This window comes from Acetobacterium sp., assembly GCF_036508315.1.
Lineage (GTDB): Bacteria > Bacillota > Clostridia > Eubacteriales > Eubacteriaceae > Acetobacterium.
Genome location: NZ_DATCHP010000043.1, coordinates 26,312 through 48,844, shown reverse-complemented (window position 1 = coordinate 48,844; position 22,533 = coordinate 26,312). Strand labels below are relative to the sequence as shown.

The 22,533-nt window shown below is 40.0% G+C and carries 20 protein-coding genes; 16 read left to right on the top strand and 4 right to left on the bottom strand.

Features of this window, described 5'->3' with window-relative positions:
* The 11 genes from VIK44_RS05960 to VIK44_RS05910 form a co-directional block, all read left to right on the top strand.
* On the top strand, positions 1-785 hold a 785-nt coding region (locus VIK44_RS05960), incomplete at its 5' end, for an Ig-like domain repeat protein (protein WP_331552931.1).
* 445 nt (positions 786-1,230) lie between these two features.
* Positions 1,231-1,800 carry a hypothetical protein gene (locus VIK44_RS05955; protein WP_331552930.1) on the top strand — a complete coding sequence of 190 codons (570 nt, stop codon included), beginning with the start codon at positions 1,231-1,233 and terminating at the stop codon, positions 1,798-1,800.
* 40 nt (positions 1,801-1,840) lie between these two features.
* Positions 1,841-2,335, top strand: coding sequence for a hypothetical protein (locus tag VIK44_RS05950; protein WP_331552929.1), 495 nt, complete (start codon positions 1,841-1,843; stop codon positions 2,333-2,335).
* Positions 2,336-2,352: 17 nt separating this feature from the next.
* Positions 2,353-7,401: a hypothetical protein gene (locus VIK44_RS05945; protein ID WP_331552928.1), complete on the top strand. Its 5,049-nt coding sequence runs from the start codon at positions 2,353-2,355 to the stop codon at positions 7,399-7,401.
* 37 nt (positions 7,402-7,438) lie between these two features.
* Positions 7,439-8,350, top strand: a complete 912-nt coding sequence (locus VIK44_RS05940; protein WP_331552927.1) for a hypothetical protein — start codon at positions 7,439-7,441, stop codon at positions 8,348-8,350.
* Positions 8,351-9,385: a hypothetical protein gene (locus tag VIK44_RS05935; protein ID WP_331552926.1), complete on the top strand. Its 1,035-nt coding sequence runs from the start codon at positions 8,351-8,353 to the stop codon at positions 9,383-9,385.
* Between the two features lie 83 nt (positions 9,386-9,468).
* On the top strand, positions 9,469-10,578 hold the full coding sequence (locus VIK44_RS05930) for a zinc ribbon domain-containing protein (RefSeq protein ID WP_331552925.1): 1,110 nt from the start codon (positions 9,469-9,471) through the stop codon (positions 10,576-10,578).
* Positions 10,579-10,589: 11 nt separating this feature from the next.
* Positions 10,590-11,543: a chitobiase/beta-hexosaminidase C-terminal domain-containing protein gene (locus VIK44_RS05925; protein WP_331552924.1), complete on the top strand. Its 954-nt coding sequence runs from the start codon at positions 10,590-10,592 to the stop codon at positions 11,541-11,543.
* Positions 11,544-11,718: 175 nt separating this feature from the next.
* Positions 11,719-12,468, top strand: a complete 750-nt coding sequence (locus VIK44_RS05920; RefSeq protein ID WP_331552923.1) for a hypothetical protein — start codon at positions 11,719-11,721, stop codon at positions 12,466-12,468.
* Between the two features lie 452 nt (positions 12,469-12,920).
* A complete protein-coding gene (locus VIK44_RS05915) occupies positions 12,921-14,168 on the top strand; it encodes a sodium:proton antiporter (protein WP_331552922.1) in 1,248 nt (415 codons plus the stop codon).
* Positions 14,169-14,306: 138 nt separating this feature from the next.
* A complete protein-coding gene (locus VIK44_RS05910) occupies positions 14,307-14,840 on the top strand; it encodes a DUF2284 domain-containing protein (RefSeq protein WP_331552921.1) in 534 nt (177 codons plus the stop codon).
* Between the two features lie 399 nt (positions 14,841-15,239).
* On the opposite strand, the gene VIK44_RS05905 is transcribed toward VIK44_RS05910, so the two are convergent.
* Both VIK44_RS05905 and VIK44_RS05900 read right to left on the bottom strand, forming a co-directional pair.
* Positions 15,240-15,446: a hypothetical protein gene (locus tag VIK44_RS05905; RefSeq protein WP_331552920.1), complete on the bottom strand. Its 207-nt coding sequence runs from the start codon at positions 15,444-15,446 to the stop codon at positions 15,240-15,242.
* Between the two features lie 41 nt (positions 15,447-15,487).
* Complete coding sequence (locus VIK44_RS05900) at positions 15,488-15,703, bottom strand: DUF5808 domain-containing protein (protein WP_331552919.1); 216 nt, start codon at positions 15,701-15,703, stop codon at positions 15,488-15,490.
* A gap of 498 nt (positions 15,704-16,201) precedes the next feature.
* Here VIK44_RS05900 and VIK44_RS05895 point away from each other — a divergent pair, with 498 nt between their 5' ends.
* Complete coding sequence (locus VIK44_RS05895; protein ID WP_331552918.1) at positions 16,202-16,867, top strand: putative ABC transporter permease; 666 nt, start codon at positions 16,202-16,204, stop codon at positions 16,865-16,867.
* Between the two features lie 199 nt (positions 16,868-17,066).
* Positions 17,067-19,004, top strand: a complete 1,938-nt coding sequence (locus VIK44_RS05890; protein WP_331552917.1) for an FAD-dependent oxidoreductase — start codon at positions 17,067-17,069, stop codon at positions 19,002-19,004.
* A 56-nt stretch (positions 19,005-19,060) separates the two neighbouring features.
* Here the strand turns inward: VIK44_RS05890 and ybaK are convergent, their stop codons facing one another.
* Positions 19,061-19,552 carry a Cys-tRNA(Pro) deacylase gene (gene ybaK / locus VIK44_RS05885; protein ID WP_331552916.1) on the bottom strand — a complete coding sequence of 164 codons (492 nt, stop codon included), beginning with the start codon at positions 19,550-19,552 and terminating at the stop codon, positions 19,061-19,063.
* 408 nt (positions 19,553-19,960) lie between these two features.
* Here ybaK and VIK44_RS05880 point away from each other — a divergent pair, with 408 nt between their 5' ends.
* The 3 genes from VIK44_RS05880 to VIK44_RS05870 all read left to right on the top strand — a co-directional run bounded on the left by VIK44_RS05880 (position 19,961) and on the right by VIK44_RS05870 (position 21,569).
* Positions 19,961-20,749, top strand: coding sequence for a carbon-nitrogen family hydrolase (locus VIK44_RS05880; protein ID WP_331552915.1), 789 nt, complete (start codon positions 19,961-19,963; stop codon positions 20,747-20,749).
* 153 nt (positions 20,750-20,902) lie between these two features.
* Entirely contained in the window at positions 20,903-21,205 is a 303-nt protein-coding gene (locus VIK44_RS05875) for a hypothetical protein (protein ID WP_331552914.1), read from the top strand.
* Positions 21,206-21,260: 55 nt separating this feature from the next.
* Positions 21,261-21,569 carry a glutaredoxin family protein gene (locus VIK44_RS05870; RefSeq protein ID WP_331552913.1) on the top strand — a complete coding sequence of 103 codons (309 nt, stop codon included), beginning with the start codon at positions 21,261-21,263 and terminating at the stop codon, positions 21,567-21,569.
* Positions 21,570-21,721: 152 nt separating this feature from the next.
* Here the strand turns inward: VIK44_RS05870 and VIK44_RS05865 are convergent, their stop codons facing one another.
* Positions 21,722-22,504, bottom strand: a complete 783-nt coding sequence (locus VIK44_RS05865) for a nucleoside phosphorylase (RefSeq protein WP_414637063.1) — start codon at positions 22,502-22,504, stop codon at positions 21,722-21,724.
* Positions 22,505-22,533: the final 29 nt, after the last annotated feature.

Below are 22,533 nucleotides of genomic sequence, written 5' to 3'. Positions count from 1 at the left end.
ACACCAGTATTAACCTGACAGCGGCTGGAAGCGGCGGAAAAACGCCGTATCTGTACAAATTTTATTACAAGCTGGGAACTGCCACAACGGTGATACGGGATTTTTCAGCAACGGCAACCGCAGTCTTTAAACCGACACAAGTCGGAACCTATACCCTGTATGTGGATGTGAAGGATGCGGCAGGAAAAGTGGCAACCAAAAGCATTACCAATTATGCCGTGGTGAATAACCTGGCGGTTAAAAGCTTTACCACGGATGAACCATCAGGACAATATGTAACTACCAATATTGATCTCACCGCTTTCGGAACGGCGGGAAAAAGTCCCTACCAGTATAAATTCTATTACAATCTGGGAACCACCACCGTTCTGCTTAAGAATTTTTCAATATCGAACACAGCAACCTTCAAACCCACCGTTGCCGGAACCTATACCCTCTATGTTCAGATCAAAGATGCTGCCGGAAAAACGGTGACTAAAAGCATCGCTAATTACAAGGTATTGGCTTATCCCAGTGTGAAAACATTCACTACGGATAAAGCATCCGGTCAATTAATTAATACTAATATTAATCTCACTGCAACGGCAATTGGCGGCAAAACACCATATCAGTATAAATTTTATTATAAGATTGATACTTTTGTAGTGGTAATCCAAGACTATTCAGCTTCGAACACTGCCGTATTTAAACCTACTACTAAAGGAACCTACTCGATTTATGTCCAAATAAAAGATGCTAACGGCAAAAAATGCAACAAAAGCATTACAAATTATATTATTAAGTAAATAGTAATATTGAAAGCAGTGCATCTAAACTTTTCTATGATTGCATAAATAGCCTGTTGAAAAAACAAAGGAAATGTTGTGAATTTTGTACAAACGCTAAAAACCGATATAGCGGAATGAATATTAAGGGATACTTGGCAAAATAATGCCATGTATCCCTTAATTGCATTAAACAGTAATTGGACACATAGTCAAATATTGTGCTGGCTTTGCTTTGAAACCCCTAAAGTTGCGTGTAATCATATGATGAAATCTCCTCCTGTTTATATAATCAGATTAATTTAGTGGGTGATGTAAAAAAAAATGTATTCAGTTTGAAATTTGAAAGCATGGGTAATAAGAGGATATAAAAGTATCACAAATCATGGATGTTAATAATAAGAGTGCATTTACAAAATTCATGGCTATGAAAAATAATTGGTATTAAAATGAGAGGAGATGCGTCATGGATGCAGAACAAGGAAGCAAACAATCTCAATGGAAGACAATCCTGAAAATGATTTCAAATCCGGGAGAGGCAGTTAAAAAAAAGATGACACTAGTGCCCTGGCCCTATGCTTTATTGATATCCGGATTATCATTTACATTATTTTTTTTACAGACGGGGATAGATCTGTACCGGGTCGGTAACATAGGAATTGAGCGGGTGATTCTTATTGTGATGATTGGTCTTTTTTATGGGACTGCCGGAGTTACTTTGTTAGCTATCATGTCCTGGGTTTTGGCGCAGGCAGGGAAACGCGAGTATTCTATTGATTGGGCAATTTCAAATTTTGCCCTTGGTTATACAGTCGCTTTGATTTATTCAATCTGCGGGCTTCTATTTTCGTTGGTTTTTAATTGGAATACGGCAGTGGCTTTCGGAATCACTGGTGTTTTGTGGTCCTTGCGACCAACTATGTTCACCATTAAACAAATGTCCGGGGATGCCACAGCTTTTAGTATTGTTTTAACAACCATTTGCGGAGCCATCATGCTTTTTGGATGGGGACTCCTTGGCCGATTTGGCTTTTAAGTAAAATCAATGGAATATTATATGCAGGAGGGCAATAATTGTGGAAACAAGAACTTTTAATGAAAACGATAACAGTCGAAAAAAGATCTTCATATGGCCATTTTATTTTTGCTTTTTAATATTTGGAATCTTAAGTGCTTTGGGAAAACAAGAGATCACATTACTCAATTTCTCTTTATCGATTGTATTGTCAATGGTTGTTGGGCTACTCATTGTTAATTTTCTAATTCTTCTTTTGAGAGCCTTTAATAAAAATTTGATAAATAAGAGTGGGACTGTTTTTGCCAAGGAAGCCGTAGGAAAAGGGATGGCGTTTATGATTCCTTTTACGGTGCTGGCAATGCTGGTTTTTTTCGTGCTGGACTGGAATGTTATTATGCCCTTTGCTTCAGCGGCAATTACCACATCAGCTGCGAATGCAGGGACTGAAGTGATAAAAAAAGGAGGGAATGGTCTTAAAAATATGATTATTCCAACTGCTTTGGCTATGTTTTTATCAACAGTTTGGATGCTTTTATTAGCATTCTTACCATGAGACAGGAGGGCATTTAATTGAACAATAAAAATAGACGAAATAATAAAAGGTGGATACAATCTGTTATTAAAACAGTGGGCTCAATTTTAATAACGCTTCTGTCGGGAATTTGCTTTGTGTTTCCCGTTTATGCAGGGACAGTGGGGGATGTGGTTACCCAGGTTGCCGGTAATCTTGGAAATGTAGAATATGTATTTGAACCAGAAAGTGTCACAGGGCTGAATTTGCAAATGCATGCGGGAGCTGGAGATTATAAAAATGGTTATGGATCAATGGCTGTGGTTGGACCGATCGTGGCAAATGAAAAACAGGCCATTATGAATCGGCTTGTTGATTACTCCGGAAGCACTGGAAGCACCACAACCCCAATGAGTGGTGGAGAAGTCAGAGAATATACCATGCCGAATGGGGTTATTCTCGCAGTTGTTCTAAGTGATTACATCATCGTTATTGAACTTTATGAATCTGGCGATAGCGCTGGAGCAGACTTTCAGGCAGCCACTCAGTATGCACAACAATTGTTGGATGGTATGGAAAAAAATGGATTGCTCAGCAAGGCTGCTCCAGATCTTGAATCCGTGATCAGCGGAAATGAAACACCGTCTGGTGACAATGCAACGAATAATGGGAATAGTACCAGCTCAGATAATGGGAGCACAGAGGAAAACCACCATGCTTCAGAAGCCCCGGTTGCAATCGGACCGGTAGGTAATATTCCAGGGCCTGCCAACAATACAGAATCCGTTGTGGGTGTGGTTGTTCCCGGTTTATTAGCCACGGCGTTAGGAGCAATTGTTGGATTGGCAGGAGGCGGCTTTACCCCAGTTGGCGGATCGTCAACTGCATCTTCAGAGGTTGAGATTAAGCGATCTGATTCTTCAAGTTCAAATAAAATAAGCAAAGACACATTAGAGAATGAGAAAAATTTAAGAGTGGACACTTCAGAAGCAAAGGCTGAAGGAATTAGTGATTATAACAACTTAAAGGCGGTGCCATATGAAGGGGGAGCTCCGCCTTCGGATGGAAGTGAAATAATCATTGATACATCAGGGCTGGAAGAAATCGATTTGATATCGGAAGATCAGAAAACAGGTATTACGCCATTGGATGAAATAACTCCGACGGATGGAAGTGAAAATATAATCATTGATACCTCTGCTATTGATGGATTAACCCCGGGATCATCATTGGATGAAACCCAAACTTCGGTGGATGAGTTGTCAGATGCCAGGGAATATGATGCTGACGGATTCGTTGAACAGAGCGAGAAACAAAAGGAATATGATGCTAACGGATTGGGCGAAGATGAAAACAATGCTGACGGTTACAATCAAGAAGGATATGATTCAGAAGGTTTTGATCGCGAAAGTTATAATAGAGACGGCTATAACCGTGAAGGTTACGATAAAGAAGGATTCAATGAAGGCGGCTTTGATCGGGCAGGATACAATGCTGAAGGCTATGATAAAGAAGGGCTCGATCGCGAAGGATATAATCCAGAGGGCTATGATCGTGAAGGATACGATAAAAGCGGATATGACTCAGAAGGCTACGATAAAGAAGGGCTCGATCGTGAAGGGTATAATCCAGAGGGTTATGATCGTGAAGGATACGATAAGAACGGATATGATCGCCCGGGCTATAATAAAGACGGATTCAATGAAAAAGGTTTTGACAGAGAAGGTTATAATCGGGATGGGTATGACTCAGAAGGCTACGATAAAGAAGGTCTCGATCGCGAAGGATATAATCCAGAGGGTTATGATCGCGAAGGGTATGATAAGAATGGATATGATCGCCCGGGCTATAACAAAGACGGTTTCAATGAAAAAGGTTTTGACAGAGAAGGCTATAATCGTGACGGATATGACTCAGAAGGCTACGATAAAGAAGGACTTGATCGTGAAGGATATAATCCAGAGGGTTTTGATCGTGAAGGGTATGATAAGAACGGATATGATCGGCCGGGCTATAACAAAGACGGCTATAATCGGGATGGTTACAATGTTGAAGGATACGACAAAGACGGTTATGATATAAGTGGTATGGATCATGAGGGTTATGGTCGAGATGGGTATAATCTTGAAGGCCTAGACAAGGAAGGCTATGATCGAACTGGTTTTAATTCCCAGGGTTACGACAAAGCAGGTTTTAATAAAAATGGGTTGGATCAGGAAGGCTACGGTCGGAATGGATTTAACGCTGAGGGATTAGACCGGGAAGGGTTTGATGTTAACGGCTATAATGCCCAGAGTTATAATCGAAGCGGCTTTGATGCAAAAGGCTTTAACAAAGCCGGTTACGACAAGTCAGGTTTTGACAGGAATGGTTTTGACAAAGCAGGCTATAACAAAAGCGGCTTCAAAGACGGATTCGACCGAGAGGGGTATGATCAGAACGGATACAATAAAGAAGGCTATAATCGGGATGGATATGATCGTCAGGGAAAAAATCAGTCCGGTTATGACGAATATGGTTATGATAAAAAAGGCTTTAATAAGGATGGGTATGATCGGGATGGCTACGATTTGGAAGGCTTCGACTACAAAGGCTATAATCGGGACGGTTACGACCCCTGGGGTTATGATCGACAAGGGTATGGAAAAGACGGCTATCATTGGAGTGGCTATAACCGAGAAGGCTTGGATCGTAATGGCAAGCCCTGGGATGATTTGGGTTATGACCCCAATAACCGAAACCCATTTGACGGGGGACCGGTTATTATTGGTCATCCGGAACCGGATGGTACAGAGGGTTTTGGTGGCGTCCAAAAACCACATCTTGATGAGCCTTATCCTAAAACGGCTGAAAAATATGGACCAAAATCATGGACAACTCCGGAAACAACGGAAACACCGATAACCCCAGAGACACCGGAAGTATCAAAAACACCAGCGACACCGACAACCCCGGATACACCGGAAGTGCCGAAAGATACCGGAATTATCGGACCGGAAGATCCGACGAATACCTTAAATCAACATCCTTTGGGCGTAGAAAATCAGACAACCCCAGAAACACCAGAAGGTTCAAAAATACCTGAAATACCGGAAGTGCCGAAAGATACCGGAATTATCGGACCGGAAGATCCGATGAATACCTTAAACCAACATCCTTTGGGAGTAGAAAACCAGACAACTCCAGAAACACCAGAAGGTTCAAAAATACCTGAAACACCTGAAGTGCCGAAAGATACCGGGATTATCGGACCGGAAGATCCGATGAATACCTTAAACCAACATCCTTTAGGTGTAGAAAATCAGACAGCACCGGTTCCACCAACAACCGAAGTTCCACCGGAACCGGAATCCATGGTAGTCACAACATCGGTACACGGCGCACAGACTCTGATTGTTAAAGACCCTAAAACCGGCCAGTGGATTGATTCGGATACGGGGGCTATCTTTGACATTGACAAGCATAATAAAGATTTCCCCCAGCAGGTCAAGGATTATCAGGACTATAGTCAGCGAAACGATGAGCTTGAAAAAAGCGGACAAACTTCTATGCAGCAAGCACTGGATAAGATTAAAAAGGATGCCAAAGCGGAATTTGATGCCATCCAGAATGAAATTGACAAACGAAAGATGGATCAGCTCAAATGGGATCAGCAGCAAGCCATATGGGATCAACAACAGGCAGAAAAAGGCACTGGGCTGGGAAGTATTATTGCACACACAATGGCCAATGCAGGTGGAGAAATTGTACAAACGGGTAAAGACATTGCAGAAGGTACAGGTAACATCGTCAGCGAAGTAGTGGACGCCGGGAAAGACGTCTGGAACGATCCGTCAATCATTACCAACACAGTGGCAGGTTCGGCCCAGGATATCCAAAATGGGTTAGCGGCTGTCAAAAAGACCACGGAATATATCTACAACAATCCTAAAGAGGTATGGGAAAAGGGAAAGGCGGTTGGAAAAGGAATAGGAAAAGCAGTAATTTCTGTAATTACAGACCCGAAAAAAGCCTGGGAGTTTGCCAAAAACACAGTTGGAATTGAAAATTTTGAGAATTCTCTGGATCCCAACCGATCCCTTGCCAGTCGGATCGGACAGGTATTAATCGGCACAGGAAAGTTATATATAACCATCCTGACAGTGGGACAGGTGGGGACGGTACTTGAGAGCGGCGCAGCCAAGATAACCGGTGCAGTGGATGATTTACTGGGAGTAGGTGCTAAAAAAATTGGTGGAAAGGCAATAGTAAAAACCGGGATTAAAACAACCATGCCGGTGAGCAATGGAGCGGCTTATGTCAATGCTCCCAAACCACCCAACATTTCCGGCATAACAAAGACATCACAGAAGATTATACAAAATACTGCAGACGAATGGGGGGTTCAGATAAAAATAAGACCTCCTGCAGGAAAAGCAAAACAGCTGTTGGAATCCGGAGAGGCGGTTCCTAAAGCTGCGGATATGAAAGCAAAAACACTTGATCTATTTGATGAATTGTTGGGGGGGCCAAAAAACTCAGAAGGTCTTGTCGGTTATTATAATCCTAAATTGCCACCCAAAGAGGTATGGAATAATCTTTCCAATAAAAGCAAGAAAGAAATTGCTGGATTATATAAAACCAGGAGAAGAGAATTCAATCAGCTTACAGAGGAGATTAAAAATATCGAGAAATCCGGGAAATATCACGTTGTAGAAAATGGGCCACAAAAAGGATTAGTAACACAGCGAATGGAAGACGGGACTTATAAATCGATTACCAGCGATGCTGATCTGGCAGACATCAGAAATTTTGATGGTTCACCTGTTAAAGAAAGCGTTAAGAAGCAGGTTATTCAAAGTATGAGTAAGAAAACGGGTTCCAATGTCATGCATGAAGATCTGATATCATGGTCAGAAGATGCAAAAACTGGCTTTGACATTAAGAAGAAGGTTAAGATGGTTAATAAGTTGCAAGAGGGTAAAGAAGGTGTAACCTCCTTTAATCCCCTTGCTAAGCCAACTTCAAATTATTTAAAAGGAAAACCAATTGATCCGGGGTCAGTTCATACGAATGAAGAACTCAAGAAAATTCTGGCAGAAAATGAGAAATTATCCAGAAGAAAGTAAAACTGTTTTATCAAAAAAAATCAGATGGAGGTGAGACATGAGCCACACAATGAGTGTACAGGAAAGAGACAATATTCTCAGAGGACTGCTGCCACTGGCTGAAAAATATGATCAATTGGCAGAGGGTATGGAATCGGTTGAGGAAAATAAAGAGCCGAGTTTGGAAGAAAGGGCGCTGCTGGAAAATTTGGAAGGAATGAGAAAAAAAATTCAGGAGCTGATCACAAAGTATCTGGACGGTCTGCCAAACCGTAAATTGTCACGATGTCCATTTACCGGGGAGGTTCTTGCTATGGCTATTGATGATATTGACATCAATGGTTTGTGGTGGAACTGCAATGCGCCCAAACGCCCGGAGAATCATTTCCCTGGAACATATTTTGCCATGGATGGGGCATTGAAACTGAATGGTGAGCCTGAAAATATGCCATTCCTTTGTTGCCCAGGACCGGATGTTCCTTTTGTGTTACCGAGACTTTTAGAATACACGCAAATTCGGGCAGTTATTTCCACAATCAAAATCGGTTCGCACACGGCGTATCCCATTTTCTATTATGCTGATCCAATGCTTTACGAAGAAATGCGGATCAACGATTGGGGAACGGACCGTTATTGGGAACCAGGCAGCCTTATTCCTGGAGTTTTAACGCCGGGACAGTATATCAGCCTGGAAACCGATGTGGACGAATATGATTTTGATCTGGCATTCTGGATAAAAAAGGGGAAGCTCTTGTGGATTACCCCTGAAGATGAAGAACTCAACCTCCACAGTTATGTTAAAGGGTGTCCTTATTTAGATCTTCAAGGCAGTCGGTTGCCAAAGTATATACAGAATGGAAAGGTATGGGAGGATGACCAGACCGTTGAAGTTTGGGATTCGAATGATCCGGGATATGATGCAGATTATATTTTGAAGAGGATTGAAGAAATCGAGAAGGGGGAGTTATAGATGACCGATTATAAAACAGTCATAACCTACAAAATAAATCGAAACGAAATACAAAAACTCCTGAGGGATGTGTTGGGTATTGGGATAAATAGCGGTTCGGCTTTTTTAGGAGCGGCACAAGCAGGCATCGAGAGTAAAAATGATTTAAGAGATGTGTATCAGGATGAATTAAAGAACCAGGAATTTATTCTGGCACTTCGTATTGTTGCTGAGCCGGATTTATATGTGGTAAATCGGTTCGGTGGCGGTGTAATCGGTCTTGATGAGGTACGACTTCATCGAAAAAAGAGCGAGGGGGAATATGTGGTGGCCACTACTGTACAGGAAGAAGATGGAACCTGTATCATGCAGATATATGAGAACTACAGGGCATACCTTGCATGGTGGATAGAGAATTTTGCCGGTAATAATGAAGAAACCATTGCGAACTATATTCCGCCAAAGATCAGTCTGGAAGAGTTTTTGTTTGTACTTCATGCCATTGATTCGTTTAGAATGATTTCCTATCAAAATATGCTTGATCATGTCTACACAGAAAGAGCTCATATCAAATACGACGATTTTGCAAAAACGATGGCGGAGTCCATTAAAAGTAGGGATATAAGATGGCTGTTGCCGGCATTTATGGCTGTAATGCCGGGTTTTGAAGCATACGATTTGGACATGGCACCTGAAAATGCCGCATACCTGATAAAACAGGGAATTATGGAAAATGCAAAGCTTGTTCAAAATGATGAACTTGTGCTCGTATTCGGGGAAGGGGGACAGAGCATGGGAGTTGAGTTTTTTCGTTTCTGGGTGATGTCCTCAGGCTTTGAAATCAATGTAAAGACATCCGATGACTTTGAGATGGTGGAAAGACTTTTTAATGCCCCTACAGCTATTTCAAATCATTTTGTTCGAATGGAAATAATGGATCAGGGAAAAGGTCGGGTTAATCATCAGGCTTTTACAAGGGAACAGCTTGAAGTAAAACTGGATGAATTATTCAGCAAAGCCTTTGAGTTGGATACTTACACGGGATCTTCTGTATAGAAGTTGAAGTGAGGAGCTATCCGACTATCGGATAAAACTTCATTAAATGATGTGGAGATAATGAAAAAATGAGGGGTAGTGCTATGGATTTCAATCAAGAAAAAACGTCCTTCCTTGGGGTGTTCAAACTAATGGGAGAAGATCTGAGTTGCTTTTTCAAAAAGTCGGGTCTAACGAAAAATCAACTCTCACCCTATGAAAAAGAGCTTGATTCAACTCCAGATGGTAGTCCTTCTGCCAGACTTCAAACTCTGATGGATAGTCCACTCTATCATAAAGCCGCTTTATTATTACTTGAACCAGATTTGAAAATTATTTTCCATCGAGGAGGAAGCTTTTCCAAGGATGAAATATACTATGCATTATCATCGCATAGAATAAATGAAATACTGGTCGGGTTTACGGCTTCTGACGGAAATTTAGAAATTGTGGTTTTTTCGGATTGGAATGAATTTCTTAGATGGTGGATGACTCTTTACACCACAGAGGGGAATAATAATTACAAAGAAATCTTTCCGGGGTCCCAGGAAATTGAAATCCTGGTTTGCGCGATTCACTGTATCGACATATACAAACGGGCATATTTGGAAAGTATGCTGAATTATGAAACGAAAGTTAATACCGAGATCACAACGCAAAAATTCGCAAAACTGCTTAAAGAGTCGATTATAAAAGGTGATAATCGTTGGTTGCTCCCCAGTTTATTTAATTTGACGCCCGGCCTGAAAAATAAAGCGATTTCCTTACAACCTCATCACATGAAAAAAATTGAAGAACTGGGATTTATCAGGGAAAATGAAGAAAATATGATTGCCATTGAAAAATTAGGGAAGGTTCTGGGAACTGAATTTGCATCGACCTGGATGGGTTCAGTGGGTTTTGCTGTTTCGGCAATCATAAATGGGCAAGCAGTGGTATTGGATCAGAAATATTTAGCACCGACAGCTTTTACCAATCATTTATTTTCCATGGAAACTGAAAAGGATGGATTGTATTTTCAACATGGGGCATTCAGTACCGAAAATTTAATAACATTACTGGAAAAATGGATGGTTAATTTAAAAAAAATAGCTTATGCAGAAATTACTGATCAGATAGAGTCGACAGAAAAAATAAAATATTGTAAGAAGTGTGGAAATCCATTGAAACCAAATCAGAAATTTTGCAAACAATGTGGGACACCGGTAAGGTAGGAGGGCTAATCATGAATGAACTGAGGTTTTGTCCAAAGTGTGGGGCGAAAATAGAAAATGCGGAACGGTTTTGCGGAGAATGTGGTTTTGATACAGAGACATTGGAGGATTTTGGTGAAACAATTCAAGAAAATGATAACAACACAGAATCAATGGGGGGACGAACAAACCCTCAAACGGATGAAATTACGCCAAATATTTCGCTGCAAAATACAACACAAAAGAACTCATCCCAAACTGCAATTATTATTGTTTCTGTGGTGTTAGGGTCAATTTTTTTAATCGGCGGTATTTTGTTCTGGTGGTTTAGTCAGGGAAATGCTTTATTCAATAAGACTGTGCCATCCGGTTCAGAACAAAATCAAGTAACCCTGGAGTTGCCATCCTATTCATTGAATGAAGGTAGCTATACATCTGAGCAAAAAGTTGAAATCAATAAACCGGCTGGAGAAGACGTCCAAGTCTATTTTACCCTTGATGGTTCCGATCCAACAGCCAAATCAAGTAAATATGAAAGTCCCATTGTTTTAAAAACGAATACCACGTTAAAAAGTATTGCGATTGATAAAAATGGCAATCAAAGTGGAATAAAAACAGGGGCTTACACTATTACTATTCAACAACCGGCAGCGACTCAACCACAGACCACACAACCACAAACGACACCACCGGCATCCTCTGAAGCAACTGAACGGGCACAGTTTGATAGCAATATCAATGGTACATGGAAGGTGAAAGATTCCAGTGGATATGTTCTTTATTATCAATTCAGCGGGGGGGGATTAGTTGTTACCGACGGCGGGAGTGATTATTTCAACGATGCCTACACATTTAGTATTGTTCCGGGAAATAATGGAACAATCGGCACTGTATATGCAGGAAGTCATACCTTATCAATTGATTGTAATCCATTAGGGGATAATGCGATATATATTGATGGATCTTATGCTGTCTTTAACCAGTAATCGGAGAAATATGATGTCAAGATAGAACCTGTTATGAAAGTAGCAGGTTCTATTTCAAAATAACACAGCATATGGATCGAATATGATAAAATACTAAAATGCGAGCAGAAAACGAAAGTGAAGAAACAAACACATCTATCGGAATAAGGAAAATTCATAAAAGGAAGTGTGGATAATGCCTAAAAATAATGCTAAAAGATGGACGATTATTTCTTTGGTTGTCACTATAATCAGCATTCTCATGGTGGTTACTGGAATCGTAATGGAAGATTATAATTTTTACTGGATGATTATGGTGGGTCTTCTTCTAGGGATAACATTTACTGTTTTTTTCTTTGTGTTTTTAAGACAGGCAAAGCTTCTCGCAGACATGTTTAATAATACAGACTTGTTGGCACATTGGACCTTTGATTCAACAGAACAGCTGGAAAAAGTCGAAGCAGAATATAAAGAACGAAAGACTAGGAATAAGATAATGATTATTGTTATGACTTTTTTCTTTGTGCTGATCGGAGGCTTTTTCTTACTGTTTGCATTTGATGACATGGAAGAAGCAGGATTATTTTTTATGATTTTTTTCGGCACTCTTGTTTTGCTTTATATAGTTGCATTTGCAGCTCCTCGAGTTATGTATAATCGCATGAAAAAGGCGCTGCCCGAAGTCTTTGTCGGTCCATACAGTGCATGGGTAATGGGAGAATACACACAATGGAAAGCGCCAATGACCAGGATAACTGACGTCAATTTGCTTCATGACGAAAGCGGTGATGTTGTTATTTCGGTTAATTTTGAGATACTCCAGCGTTATGGCCCGCAGTTGCAAGTATGCCGCATTCCTGTTCCGGATGGAAAAGAAGAGGAGGCAATTAAAGTTGCCAAAAAGATTGCTTCCGTAAATAATGTCGAATATATTTATTCTGAATAAAGGATTGACTAAATCAAAATTTTCTTCATGTAAAATGCACAACCGTTCATAAACGCGCTTTTGGAAAGAGCACAAAGGAGCACAAAGTGGAGCACAAAGGGACGGTTCTTTTGTGCTTGAATTTATAACCTGTTGCAGATTACACAGGGGTTGAAGAAATGCCATGAAAAGCAAAAGAAAAAAGTCGAACGGGACTACCATGTCGTTTTAAAAGGAATCAATCGTCAGATTATTTTGGAATGCCTGGCCACATGCCTTTAATGATATGAATTCTGTGTTTTATTTGCTCTAAATGGTTTGAAGTATCAGCAAATAATGATAGACTGTATCTTATGAAATAATCTGATGCGGTTTTTTATTAAGAAAATAAAATCGTGAGATTACTCAAGGAAGTGATAACTTCAAAGATGGTGTATTTCAACAAAAAAAATACAATTAAGAGGTAATGTGCAGTGGATGTAAATGTTGTAGAGCAGGCAAACAATCTGATGAGAATTTTGGCAATCATAATTTTTCTTGGAATTGTTTTAACGAAGATAAGTAAAAGAATAAACATACCTGATGTAGTGTTGTACATTGCTGCAGGCATAATTGTGGGACCCGCTGTTTTAAATATAATCGATTTCAGCGAATTTGGTGTAATCAACCAGGTGATACTTGCATTCGGAGCAGCATATATACTGTTTGACGGCGGAAGAGAAATAGCTATTAATGTATTAAATGAAGTGAAGGTAACCATCGGGCTGTTAGCAACTGTCGGGGTACTCATTTCTACGGTTGTTACGGGTTTCTTTGCCTGGCAGATATTTCATATTGATTTTATATATGCACTGCTGTTAGGCGCGGTAATTGCTTCAACAGATCCTTCAGTTCTGGTACCTTTGTTTAAAAGAATGAACATAAGTCCCAAATTGAAGCAGACCATCATAGCAGAATCCGCTTTCAATGATGCAGCGGGAGCAATCATTACATTTGCGATTGTTGGAATAGCAGCAGGTGGCAGCTTTTCGGTCGGAGGAAGCCTTTTGGATCTTCTGAAGACAGCAGGCGGAGGCATATTAGTCGGTGCAATTGTCGGTTATATCGGCAACAGGCTTGTTTGTGAAGGTAAATTCGGAGTATGCAGAGGATTTACTGCAGAGATGGCGATTGCCGCTGTTTTAGGTGCCTATGTCATATCTGATCTTATTGGAGTCAGCGGATTTATGGCAGCGTTCACAGTCGGTATGGTCAGTGGAAATAAGAGCATATTCAAACTATCAGCAATGGAAGGAAGTGATGAGGCACATGAACAATTCAAGGATGTTACCATATCACTGGTAAGGATGCTGATATTCATGCTGCTGGGCGTTCAAATGAATTTGGAGATTATTTCACAGTATTGGGGAGAATCGTTGATCGTAATTTTGGCCTTTGTGTTCCTGGCAAGACCAATTTCAGTCCTGCTCACAGTGCCATTTGACAGAAAAGCAAAGTGGAATATCAGAGAGATCGCATATTTGTGTTGGACAAGAGAAACGGGAGTTATTCCGGCAGCATTGGCCGGCATGCTTATCACCATGAAAATTCCAAATGCGGAGCTGATATCAGCAGTCACTTCGATGGCTATCATTATCACTTTAACCTTTCAGGCGAGTACTGCAAAATACTTAGCCAAGGTGCTGAAGCTTGAGGTTAAACCGAAAATAAAGGTACAATAGAGATTAATCAGGATAATCGATTTTAGCGCGTAAGTGCCAATAGAAATATGCATAAAATATGATATTGAAATAGAACCAGTTACGAAAGCAGTAGTTTTTTGTTTGCAGAAAAAATTTATAAATGAGGTTAACATATAAATGATTACAAAAGAAGAAATTGAAAAGAAAATTACGGAATATCCGATATTTGAATATGCATTTTTTGATACATCTGAACTTAACTTTTATGAAGCGGTGAGAACCATCTGTAAAAATGAATGCCCGCAATACGGCAAGTCATGGTCCTGTCCTCCTGGGGTCGGAACACTGGAAGAATGTAAAACCCGGTGTTTAAGTTACAATAATGCCTTTATTTTCAGCACCATATCTGAAGTCAACGACATTGCCAATATGGATGAAGTGCTTTCAACCAGAAGAGAGCATATTCGGATCGTAGACCAAATAAAGAAAAATGTTTTTGGCAGAGATGAAGATATTCTGATTCTCACAGCAGAATCCTGTGACTTATGTGATAAGTGCACATTTCCAGATAAGGCCTGCGGGCATTTAGATAGAATGTATCCCTGCATTGAAAGCCATACAATAAGTGTGACAGACATATGTGAAAAGCATAACATGTCATTTTTCAATGGCCATAATGTGGTTACCTGGTTTGGCATGATACTTTTTTAGGTGAATAATTAGATAGAACTAATCATTTGGTTTATAGCGTTAAATGCTATTCATTAAAGATAAGGCGGTTGTGCAGATGAAAAATCTACACAACCGCCTTAAGCATATTAATCCTCTTTGACAGGTTCTGCAACTGCATTCAAACCGGCAATATAACCAAATGTCATCGCAGGTCCTATTGTGCTGCCTACCTCCCCAGTATGAGTTCGCAACCAGAGAAGCAATACAGTTACCGGCTCCATATAAACCAGGTATATCCAGAAATAATATGAGGCAATGTAACTCCCGGAACAGGGTAAGGAGGAAATCCCTGCCAAAGCATTGCTGTCCTGCTGTCAAAAATCATGAATACCAGCATATTGGTCCATTCTGCACGTTGTGGATCCCAAACAAAATGCATTATGGTGCGGTAGCGCAGGCTTTCAGTTGGCGAATTAATTCTCCTCCGTAAGCCTGCTTACCTGCAGAATCCTGAGAATATAAAACTCTTCCCCTGACTCCTTTGTTTTCCGGGAGATGATCCATATAATCCACCTGGGGTTTACCTGTCCAGTTGATCTCTTGGATGCTCTTTACTGCTTCATTGTCTTCAAGATAGTCAACCATCTCAGAAACTCTATCATACTTAAGTTCTAAATCTTGTATATTTATTTGACTCGTTTAAGAAAGAAACGCATAAGATAAAAGCCAGCAATTACTGAAACACAAAACCAGGTAATTGGGTTTGCCCAGTTAACTGTCCAGCCGATTCCATATGGTTTTGGAACAAGAAAATTGGCATCTTCTTTATTGAAGTAGAAAAAAACACCGTGTATTGTTCTGTATTCTCCGATTTCCTCTTTTGTCCAATTTCTTTTTTTCATACTTAATCCCCTTTCTAAATTTGCCGCCTGAATTTTTTATAGAATATTGACGAATACCCCACAGATGAACGAATTCGGCGATGATTTAACCAATTTACATAATCAGTCAGATAATGCCGGCGAAGGCCTTTCGGGACTTATTCGGCTCATATGTATACGAATGATATACCCTCAATCTTCAAAAATAATCAACACAACAGTATGTTCTTGACAACTTTTTATATGATATTACCCCAAAATATATTTTGGAGGAGTTAGGAATGGAAGGATTATGGGTATGAAGTTAATTGAACACTATGTTGATGATTCTTTGGAAACGAATGCAGATAGGCTGCTCAGAAATTAAAGGTTTTGCTTAATAACACGATTATGGTTATTGGTTAAAACAACCGTATTATTCTTTGGCTTTCCGGAATGAAGTGAGTTTTAATAACTAATGTTTATAAAATGAAATTCAGTAAACTCCAAATATAACCACAGAAAGGAATGAGAACAGCAATGAAAAAAAAGTGCGAAAGATCATCTGTGTCTTCCATTGGTTTTTACAAGTTGTTTTGGGTTTTTATGGTTGGTTGTGTTATAGGTGTTGCAATTGAAGTCTTTTTTTCCTTCGTAACCACGGGTCGTATTGTAAATCCCCAGGGAGTTATTTATGGCCCATTTAATCCGGTTTATGGTTTTGGAGTTGTTTTTTTGACTCTGCTGCTTTACCCTGTTTTTAATAAGCAATGGTATATTATTTTTATTTTAAGTATGGTTGTTGGCGGGGGATTTGAGTTTCTTATCAGCTATCTTCAGCAATTTTCAACAGGAACGGTTTCCTGGCAATATCAGCAGCTGCCCTTGAATTTATACGGGAGAACCAGTCTGATATTTTCATTTTACTGGGGGGTGTTAGGGTTTTTGTGGATAAAAAAAATTGATCCCTCGATATCCATGGTTATCGCAAAGCCCCCAAAAAAAATGGGGCTTATCATAACCTGGATCCTCATTGTTTTTATGATTTTCAATTTGACAATTTCACTGTTGGCGGTGGATCGCTGGGAGCAACGGATTAACAATATCCCGGCAAATGGTGCTGTCGGAGTATTTTTAGATAAAACCTATCCAAATAGCGTTTTAGAAAAAATTTATCCGGAGATGACCCATTTGGGTCATACATAAAAATTTTAAATGCATCCTCCAATTAGTTAATTGATTCCAGCCAGGCATTGTTTTGCGCCTAAAATGTATTGTGAATTAATATGAATATATGCAAAAATGAGTCTCTATCTGGTATAATTCAGAGTAAAGGATAACAAATGAAGAAATTCGGAAAATGAATGTTGCCTAATATCTGCCTGATGAGTAGAAGGAGAAAATTATGGACAAGAGGTACAGTGCTTTATTTGAGCCTTTTAAGATTAAGCATCTTGAAATTAAGAATCGGTTTTTTATGGCTCCAATGGGGATTGTGGTAATCAATGAAAACGGTGCTTATACCAGCGACGCCATCGAGTATTATGTTACCAGGGCTAAAGGTGGCATTGGTTTAATCATCACCGGTGCCAACTGGATGGAAAACAATTCTCCCGCTACGGATTCGGAAGCATCCAAAAATTCAGGAATAGAAATGACAGAGAGAATTCATGCATATGGCTGTAAAATTTTTGTACAGCTGACTGCCGGTCTTGAAGGAACAGATGTCGTTCCGTCTTCTGCTATTACAAATTCCTGGGATCCAGGTCAACCGTCCAGGGAATTAACAACAGAAGAAGTTGAGAAAATTGTTGCTGGATTTGCCGAATCTGCTAAAATCGTTAAAGCATCTGGTTTTGACGGTGTTGAAGTTCATGCCGGCTATTTGATGGATTGCTTCACCATGGCGCTGTTTAATCAAAGAACGGATAAATATGGCGGCGATTTAAGAGAAAGACTCAGATTCGCAACAGAAATCCTCCAGGCAATAAAAGAAGCCTGTGGAAAAGATTTCCCGGTTATTCTGCGCTTCAGCATGAAGAGTTATATCAAAGCGTTGGGGCAAAGCGCTGTGCCCGGAGAAGAATTAAAAGAATTGGGCCGTGATATCGATGAAGCTCTGGAAGCAGCTGAAATTCTGGAGATCGCCGGCTATGATGGGTTTGATGTTGATGCAGGCACCGGTGTTTCAAATTACTGGGCATATCCACCAACGTATTTTGAAAAAGGGATGTATCTGCCTCTGAGCAAGGAGCTGAAAAAAGTTGTGAGTGTTCCGGTGATGGTGGCCGGTAGAATGGATGATCCCGATATGGCGGCTGAAGCACTTGCAGGCGGTAAACTTGATGCTGTGGGACTGGGGAGACCCGTGCTGGCAGATCCCGACTATCCAAACAAATTGAAGAATGACCGGATTAAGGACATCCGGCCATGTCTCGGCTGCAATGATGGCTGTATTGGAAGAAAACTTGCCGGAGGCCGTGCATCCTGTGCGGTGAATCCGGAATGTAACCGTGAATTGATGGTCAGCATCGAACCTGGAAAAGGGAGTAAAAAGATAGTTGTGGTGGGCGGCGGACCTGCAGGGTTGGAGGCCGCCAGAGTTAGTGCCGTGCGTGGGTACCGGGTTACCTTATTTGAAGCCACAGAACGTCTTGGCGGTATGCTGAAGTATAGCAGTGAGCGGATTTTAAAAATAGATGATCGAGCCCTGATCGCATGGTATGAAAATCAGCTTGGTCAACTGAAAGTTGATGTCAAACTTAGTACTCAAGTGACTAAAGCAATGATTGATGCCATTAAGCCGGATATTATTTATATTGCCGAAGGGTCAAAAGCCATTGAATTAGAATTCCCCGGCATGGAGAGTGAAAAAGTGACCAATGCCATTGATGTGCTGACAGGCAAAACCAATGTTGGGCCCAGATGCACGGTGATCGGCGGTGGCATAGCCGGATGTGAGGTTGCGCTTCATCTTGCCAAACATCGCCATAAGATGACCATCGTGGAAGAAGCCTCAGATATTCTCAAAGCCGGCGTTCCATTGGCTCCCCCAAATGAGCGGATGCTTCGGGATCTTCTTGCCTTCTATCATGTTGAAATAGTGACCAATGCAAGGCTCAAAGAGGTCACAGAGGCAGGGGCGGTTATTATTGCAGAGGGGCAGGAAAGAAGTATTAAGGCCCATCATGTGATTGTGGCTGCTGGCTATGAATCAACTGGTTTTTTGTATAATAAATTAAAGAATGACTATGCCCAAATCTATAACATTGGTGACAGTCAGAAAGTTAGAAATATCAGAGCTGCAATCTGGGACGGTTTTGAAGTTGCCCGTTCAATTTAGTTAACAAGAGATAAAAGTCTGCCAGATATTGGCAGGCTTTTATTTGAATAATTATTTTAAGAATGATTCATTATGATATCACAATACCCAGCATTGACAGCCTTACACAAATCATCCGGGCTAAGTTTTAATTGTGAGCCGATTCTTCCACCGCTGACATAGATTTCATCTAAAATTTTTGCGGTGTCACTTATAATTGTTTTATACTGTTTTTTCATACCAATCGAAGTACATCCTCCCCGAACATATCCTGTTATCCGGTTTAAGTCTTTTACATGAATCATCGCAACTGATTTTTCATCAACAGATCTTGCCGCTTTCTTCATATCCAACTCTTCAGCAATGGGAATCACAAATACAAAATATTCTTCGCTTTTTCCTACCGCAACTAAAGTCTTGTACACTAATTCGTGGGGCAGATCCAACTGGTCGGCAGTCTCCAGACCATCGATAAATCCATCGCTTTCATATGATTGGTGGTCGTACTGGATTTTTAATTTATCCAAAATGCGCATTGCATTGGTTTTAACTTCTTTTTGTTTTGACACAGGCTGCCTCCTTATTCATCTTTAAGATACGTTCTGGCCTTTAATCCAGCACACTGCATAAATATTCTAACATGTTCGTTGCCACCTTTCCATCTTTACTCAAAGAAAACAAAGAAAAAGTAATGATAAACCGAATTGTTGGGCATTGATGTTTCTTTCAAAAATCAGCTTAATTATAGAATAATTGAATAGACAATGCTATACTAAACATCATAAGGGTATAAGTTAAATATGAAAATTTAATATAAAAAGTACTTAGATATGATTTAATATTATTTAAAGAAATTATCAAATTGTCAATTTCTGACTTTTTTTTAATTATTGGATCATGAAAGAGGAATTAAACAGCTTAATTATTGAACGTTATCTTGAAGGATAAATGTCTAGGTAGGTAAGGGGAGATGTGTATTGAAAATATGTGGGATTCAACTGAATGTAGTGCTGAAACAAGCAGAACATAATTATGCCAATGCAAAGGCATGGATTAGAAAAGCAGCAGAGGCTGGAGCAGATGTAGCAGTACTTCCTGAAATGTGGAGTGTTGGATTTCTCACAGCCGAATTGGAAGAATATATGGCAGATGTGGAAGGACAAAGAACCAGGGCCTTTCTCAGCAAGATTGCAAAGGAATTCCACATCAATATTGTGGGTGGTTCTGTGGCTGTGAAAAAGGGAACCGAGTACTTCAACACTTGCTATATCGCAAATAGAGCGGGTGACATCATCGCTGAATATGACAAGACCCATCTCTTTAGTTTTGCAGAAGAAGAAAAGAGATACAATGCCGGTGATAAGCTTATAACTTTTCAGCTTGATGGAGTAGAGTGCGGTATTATTATTTGCTATGAGGTGAGATTCCCGGAATGGTGCAGAAAACAGGCACTGGCAGGCTCAAAAATACTTTTCGTTCCAGCGGAATGGCCTTTGGAGAGAGTTGCCCATTGGCGTATTTTGAACCAGGCAAGAGCCATTGAAAATCAGATGTTTATGGTTAGCGTCAATGGCTGTGGAGAAGTGGTACCAGGTAAATATAATGCCGGAAATTCGATGATCATTGATCCCATGGGAGAGGTACTGGCTGATGCAGGAGAGCTGCCACAAGAAACGATGATTCTCAGTGATATTGATCTTTCAGAAGTAGAAAATACGAGAAATAAAATGACACTCTTCCAGGATAGAAGAGTGGATATCTATTAGAGAAAAAAGCCATACAGTCTTTTGGTAGAATCAGTGCAAAGGATTTTATTTCTTTTGTAAAAAGTGAAATAGGTCAGGACTCTTGTAATTACTTAATAATATTAAGTATCGGATACAAAGTTGGAAGAAGATTAAGAAAAAAAAGGAGATAATATGAAAGAATTACATATCGTTATTACAAATATGGATGAGGAAATCATTGATGATTTCTACTGTGAAGGAATATTGGGAGGAATCATTAACTATGAAACTGAAGATGAGCCTGGTTCATTGGTAGGAGACATTTATGATACGCGAGTGATTCATTATGGAAAAGTGGAGTCCTATCAATACGCTGATATAGCTGATGAGATATCGATGTCGATTAAAGAGTCGAAAAAAGAGGTTAGAAAAGCAAAAAACCAGAAAATTATGGTGGCGGCTAAGGTCCTGGTTGATGCGATCAAGGAGAAATAAAATCTTAATAAGAACCTCCTAATATCTATTGCAAAGTGCATTGAATGGGGCTAAAATGAAAGGAAAAAAAGTTTATATTAACGGATATAAGCACAAGAAAGGAAATCCTATGAAAAAAGAAATTAAATTATATACATGGCCACAATGCCCATATTCCAATGGTGCAAAAAGACTTCTAAATGAAAGAGGTCTGGAATATACTGACGTTAATATTTATCATAATAATGAAATACGAAATCAATTGGAATCAATAACGAACCACTATACTGTTCCTTTTATTTTTATTGGGGATACGTGTATCGGAGGCTTAGCGGAGCTTCAAGAACTTGATGTTCGTGGAGAACTAATAGAACTGTTGAAATAAGAAAAGCAAGTACAAATGGTGCGAATTATTTACATAACTCAACATTCAGGCTGGGAAATGCAATAGATAGTTGTAATTTCATATTGAAAAATTTGGCTAAATAACGCTTTGAACAAATCAGAATCCCATGACTGAAGTCATGGGATTCTGATTTACTGAGATTTTTCATCTATGAGAATTATTTCCCGCATTCCTTCAATGGCAGTTTCTAATAGGTGAGTATTGTTATCACAGGTAACAGGGGGTGTGTTTTCGCGGTTTTCTTTTTCGCGGTTACGAATAAGCAATAAAATTGAAGCACATCGTACACGACGAATGGTAGAAACAATATATAGCGCTGCGGTTTCCATTTCAGATGCCAGAGCACCTCCGGCTTTCCACGCTTCCCATTTTTGTTTTAGAATGGCTGCGTTGGGCATTAGGTCTGGTTCATGCTGGCCGTAATAGGAATCCTTGGATTCTACGATACCCAGATAGGATTTGTAGTTAAGCTTATGTGCTGCAGAGTTAAGGGTGTTTAACAGTTCAAAATTTCCCACTGCCGGAAATTCAAGGGGGATATATTCTGTTGTTGTACCCTCTTTTCGAATGGCACCTGTAGCAATGATTAGAGATCCGGGTTCAAGGGAAGAATCGATTCCGCCACAAGTACCAACTCGAATAAACGTATGGGCACCGAGTTTTACAAGTTCTTCCATTGCGATGGCAGCAGAGGGACCTCCAATACCAGTAGAAGTAACACTCACCTTTACCCCCTCGAGAGTACCTGTATAAGTAACATATTCCCGGTTTGAAGCAACGAGTCTAGAATTATTCAATCCTTTGGCAATTTCCGAAACCCTGCCGGGATCTCCAGGCAGTAAAACGTATTTTCCAATATCTGATTCCTGGCATTGGATATGGTGCATTTTTTCAGAGCTTTTCATCGATATCACTTCTTTTCAAAAATTTTTAATTTTTTCTT

What these genes read in the sequence shown, in the direction of transcription:
- VIK44_RS05955 (WP_331552930.1), top strand. Translation starts at nt 1,231, where the DNA reads ATGGATGCAGAACAAGGAAGCAAACAATCTCAATGGAAGACAATCCTG.
- VIK44_RS05940 (WP_331552927.1), top strand. Translation starts at nt 7,439, where the DNA reads ATGAGCCACACAATGAGTGTACAGGAAAGAGACAATATTCTCAGAGGA.
- VIK44_RS05935 (WP_331552926.1), top strand. Translation starts at nt 8,351, where the DNA reads ATGACCGATTATAAAACAGTCATAACCTACAAAATAAATCGAAACGAA.
- VIK44_RS05930 (WP_331552925.1), top strand. Translation starts at nt 9,469, where the DNA reads ATGGATTTCAATCAAGAAAAAACGTCCTTCCTTGGGGTGTTCAAACTA.
- VIK44_RS05925 (WP_331552924.1), top strand. Translation starts at nt 10,590, where the DNA reads ATGAATGAACTGAGGTTTTGTCCAAAGTGTGGGGCGAAAATAGAAAAT.
- VIK44_RS05920 (WP_331552923.1), top strand. Translation starts at nt 11,719, where the DNA reads ATGCCTAAAAATAATGCTAAAAGATGGACGATTATTTCTTTGGTTGTC.
- VIK44_RS05910 (WP_331552921.1), top strand. Translation starts at nt 14,307, where the DNA reads ATGATTACAAAAGAAGAAATTGAAAAGAAAATTACGGAATATCCGATA.
- VIK44_RS05905 (WP_331552920.1), bottom strand. Translation starts at nt 15,446, where the DNA reads ATGGTTGACTATCTTGAAGACAATGAAGCAGTAAAGAGCATCCAAGAG.
- VIK44_RS05900 (WP_331552919.1), bottom strand. Translation starts at nt 15,703, where the DNA reads ATGAAAAAAAGAAATTGGACAAAAGAGGAAATCGGAGAATACAGAACA.
- VIK44_RS05895 (WP_331552918.1), top strand. Translation starts at nt 16,202, where the DNA reads ATGAAAAAAAAGTGCGAAAGATCATCTGTGTCTTCCATTGGTTTTTAC.
- VIK44_RS05890 (WP_331552917.1), top strand. Translation starts at nt 17,067, where the DNA reads ATGGACAAGAGGTACAGTGCTTTATTTGAGCCTTTTAAGATTAAGCAT.
- VIK44_RS05875 (WP_331552914.1), top strand. Translation starts at nt 20,903, where the DNA reads ATGAAAGAATTACATATCGTTATTACAAATATGGATGAGGAAATCATT.
- VIK44_RS05870 (WP_331552913.1), top strand. Translation starts at nt 21,261, where the DNA reads ATGAAAGGAAAAAAAGTTTATATTAACGGATATAAGCACAAGAAAGGA.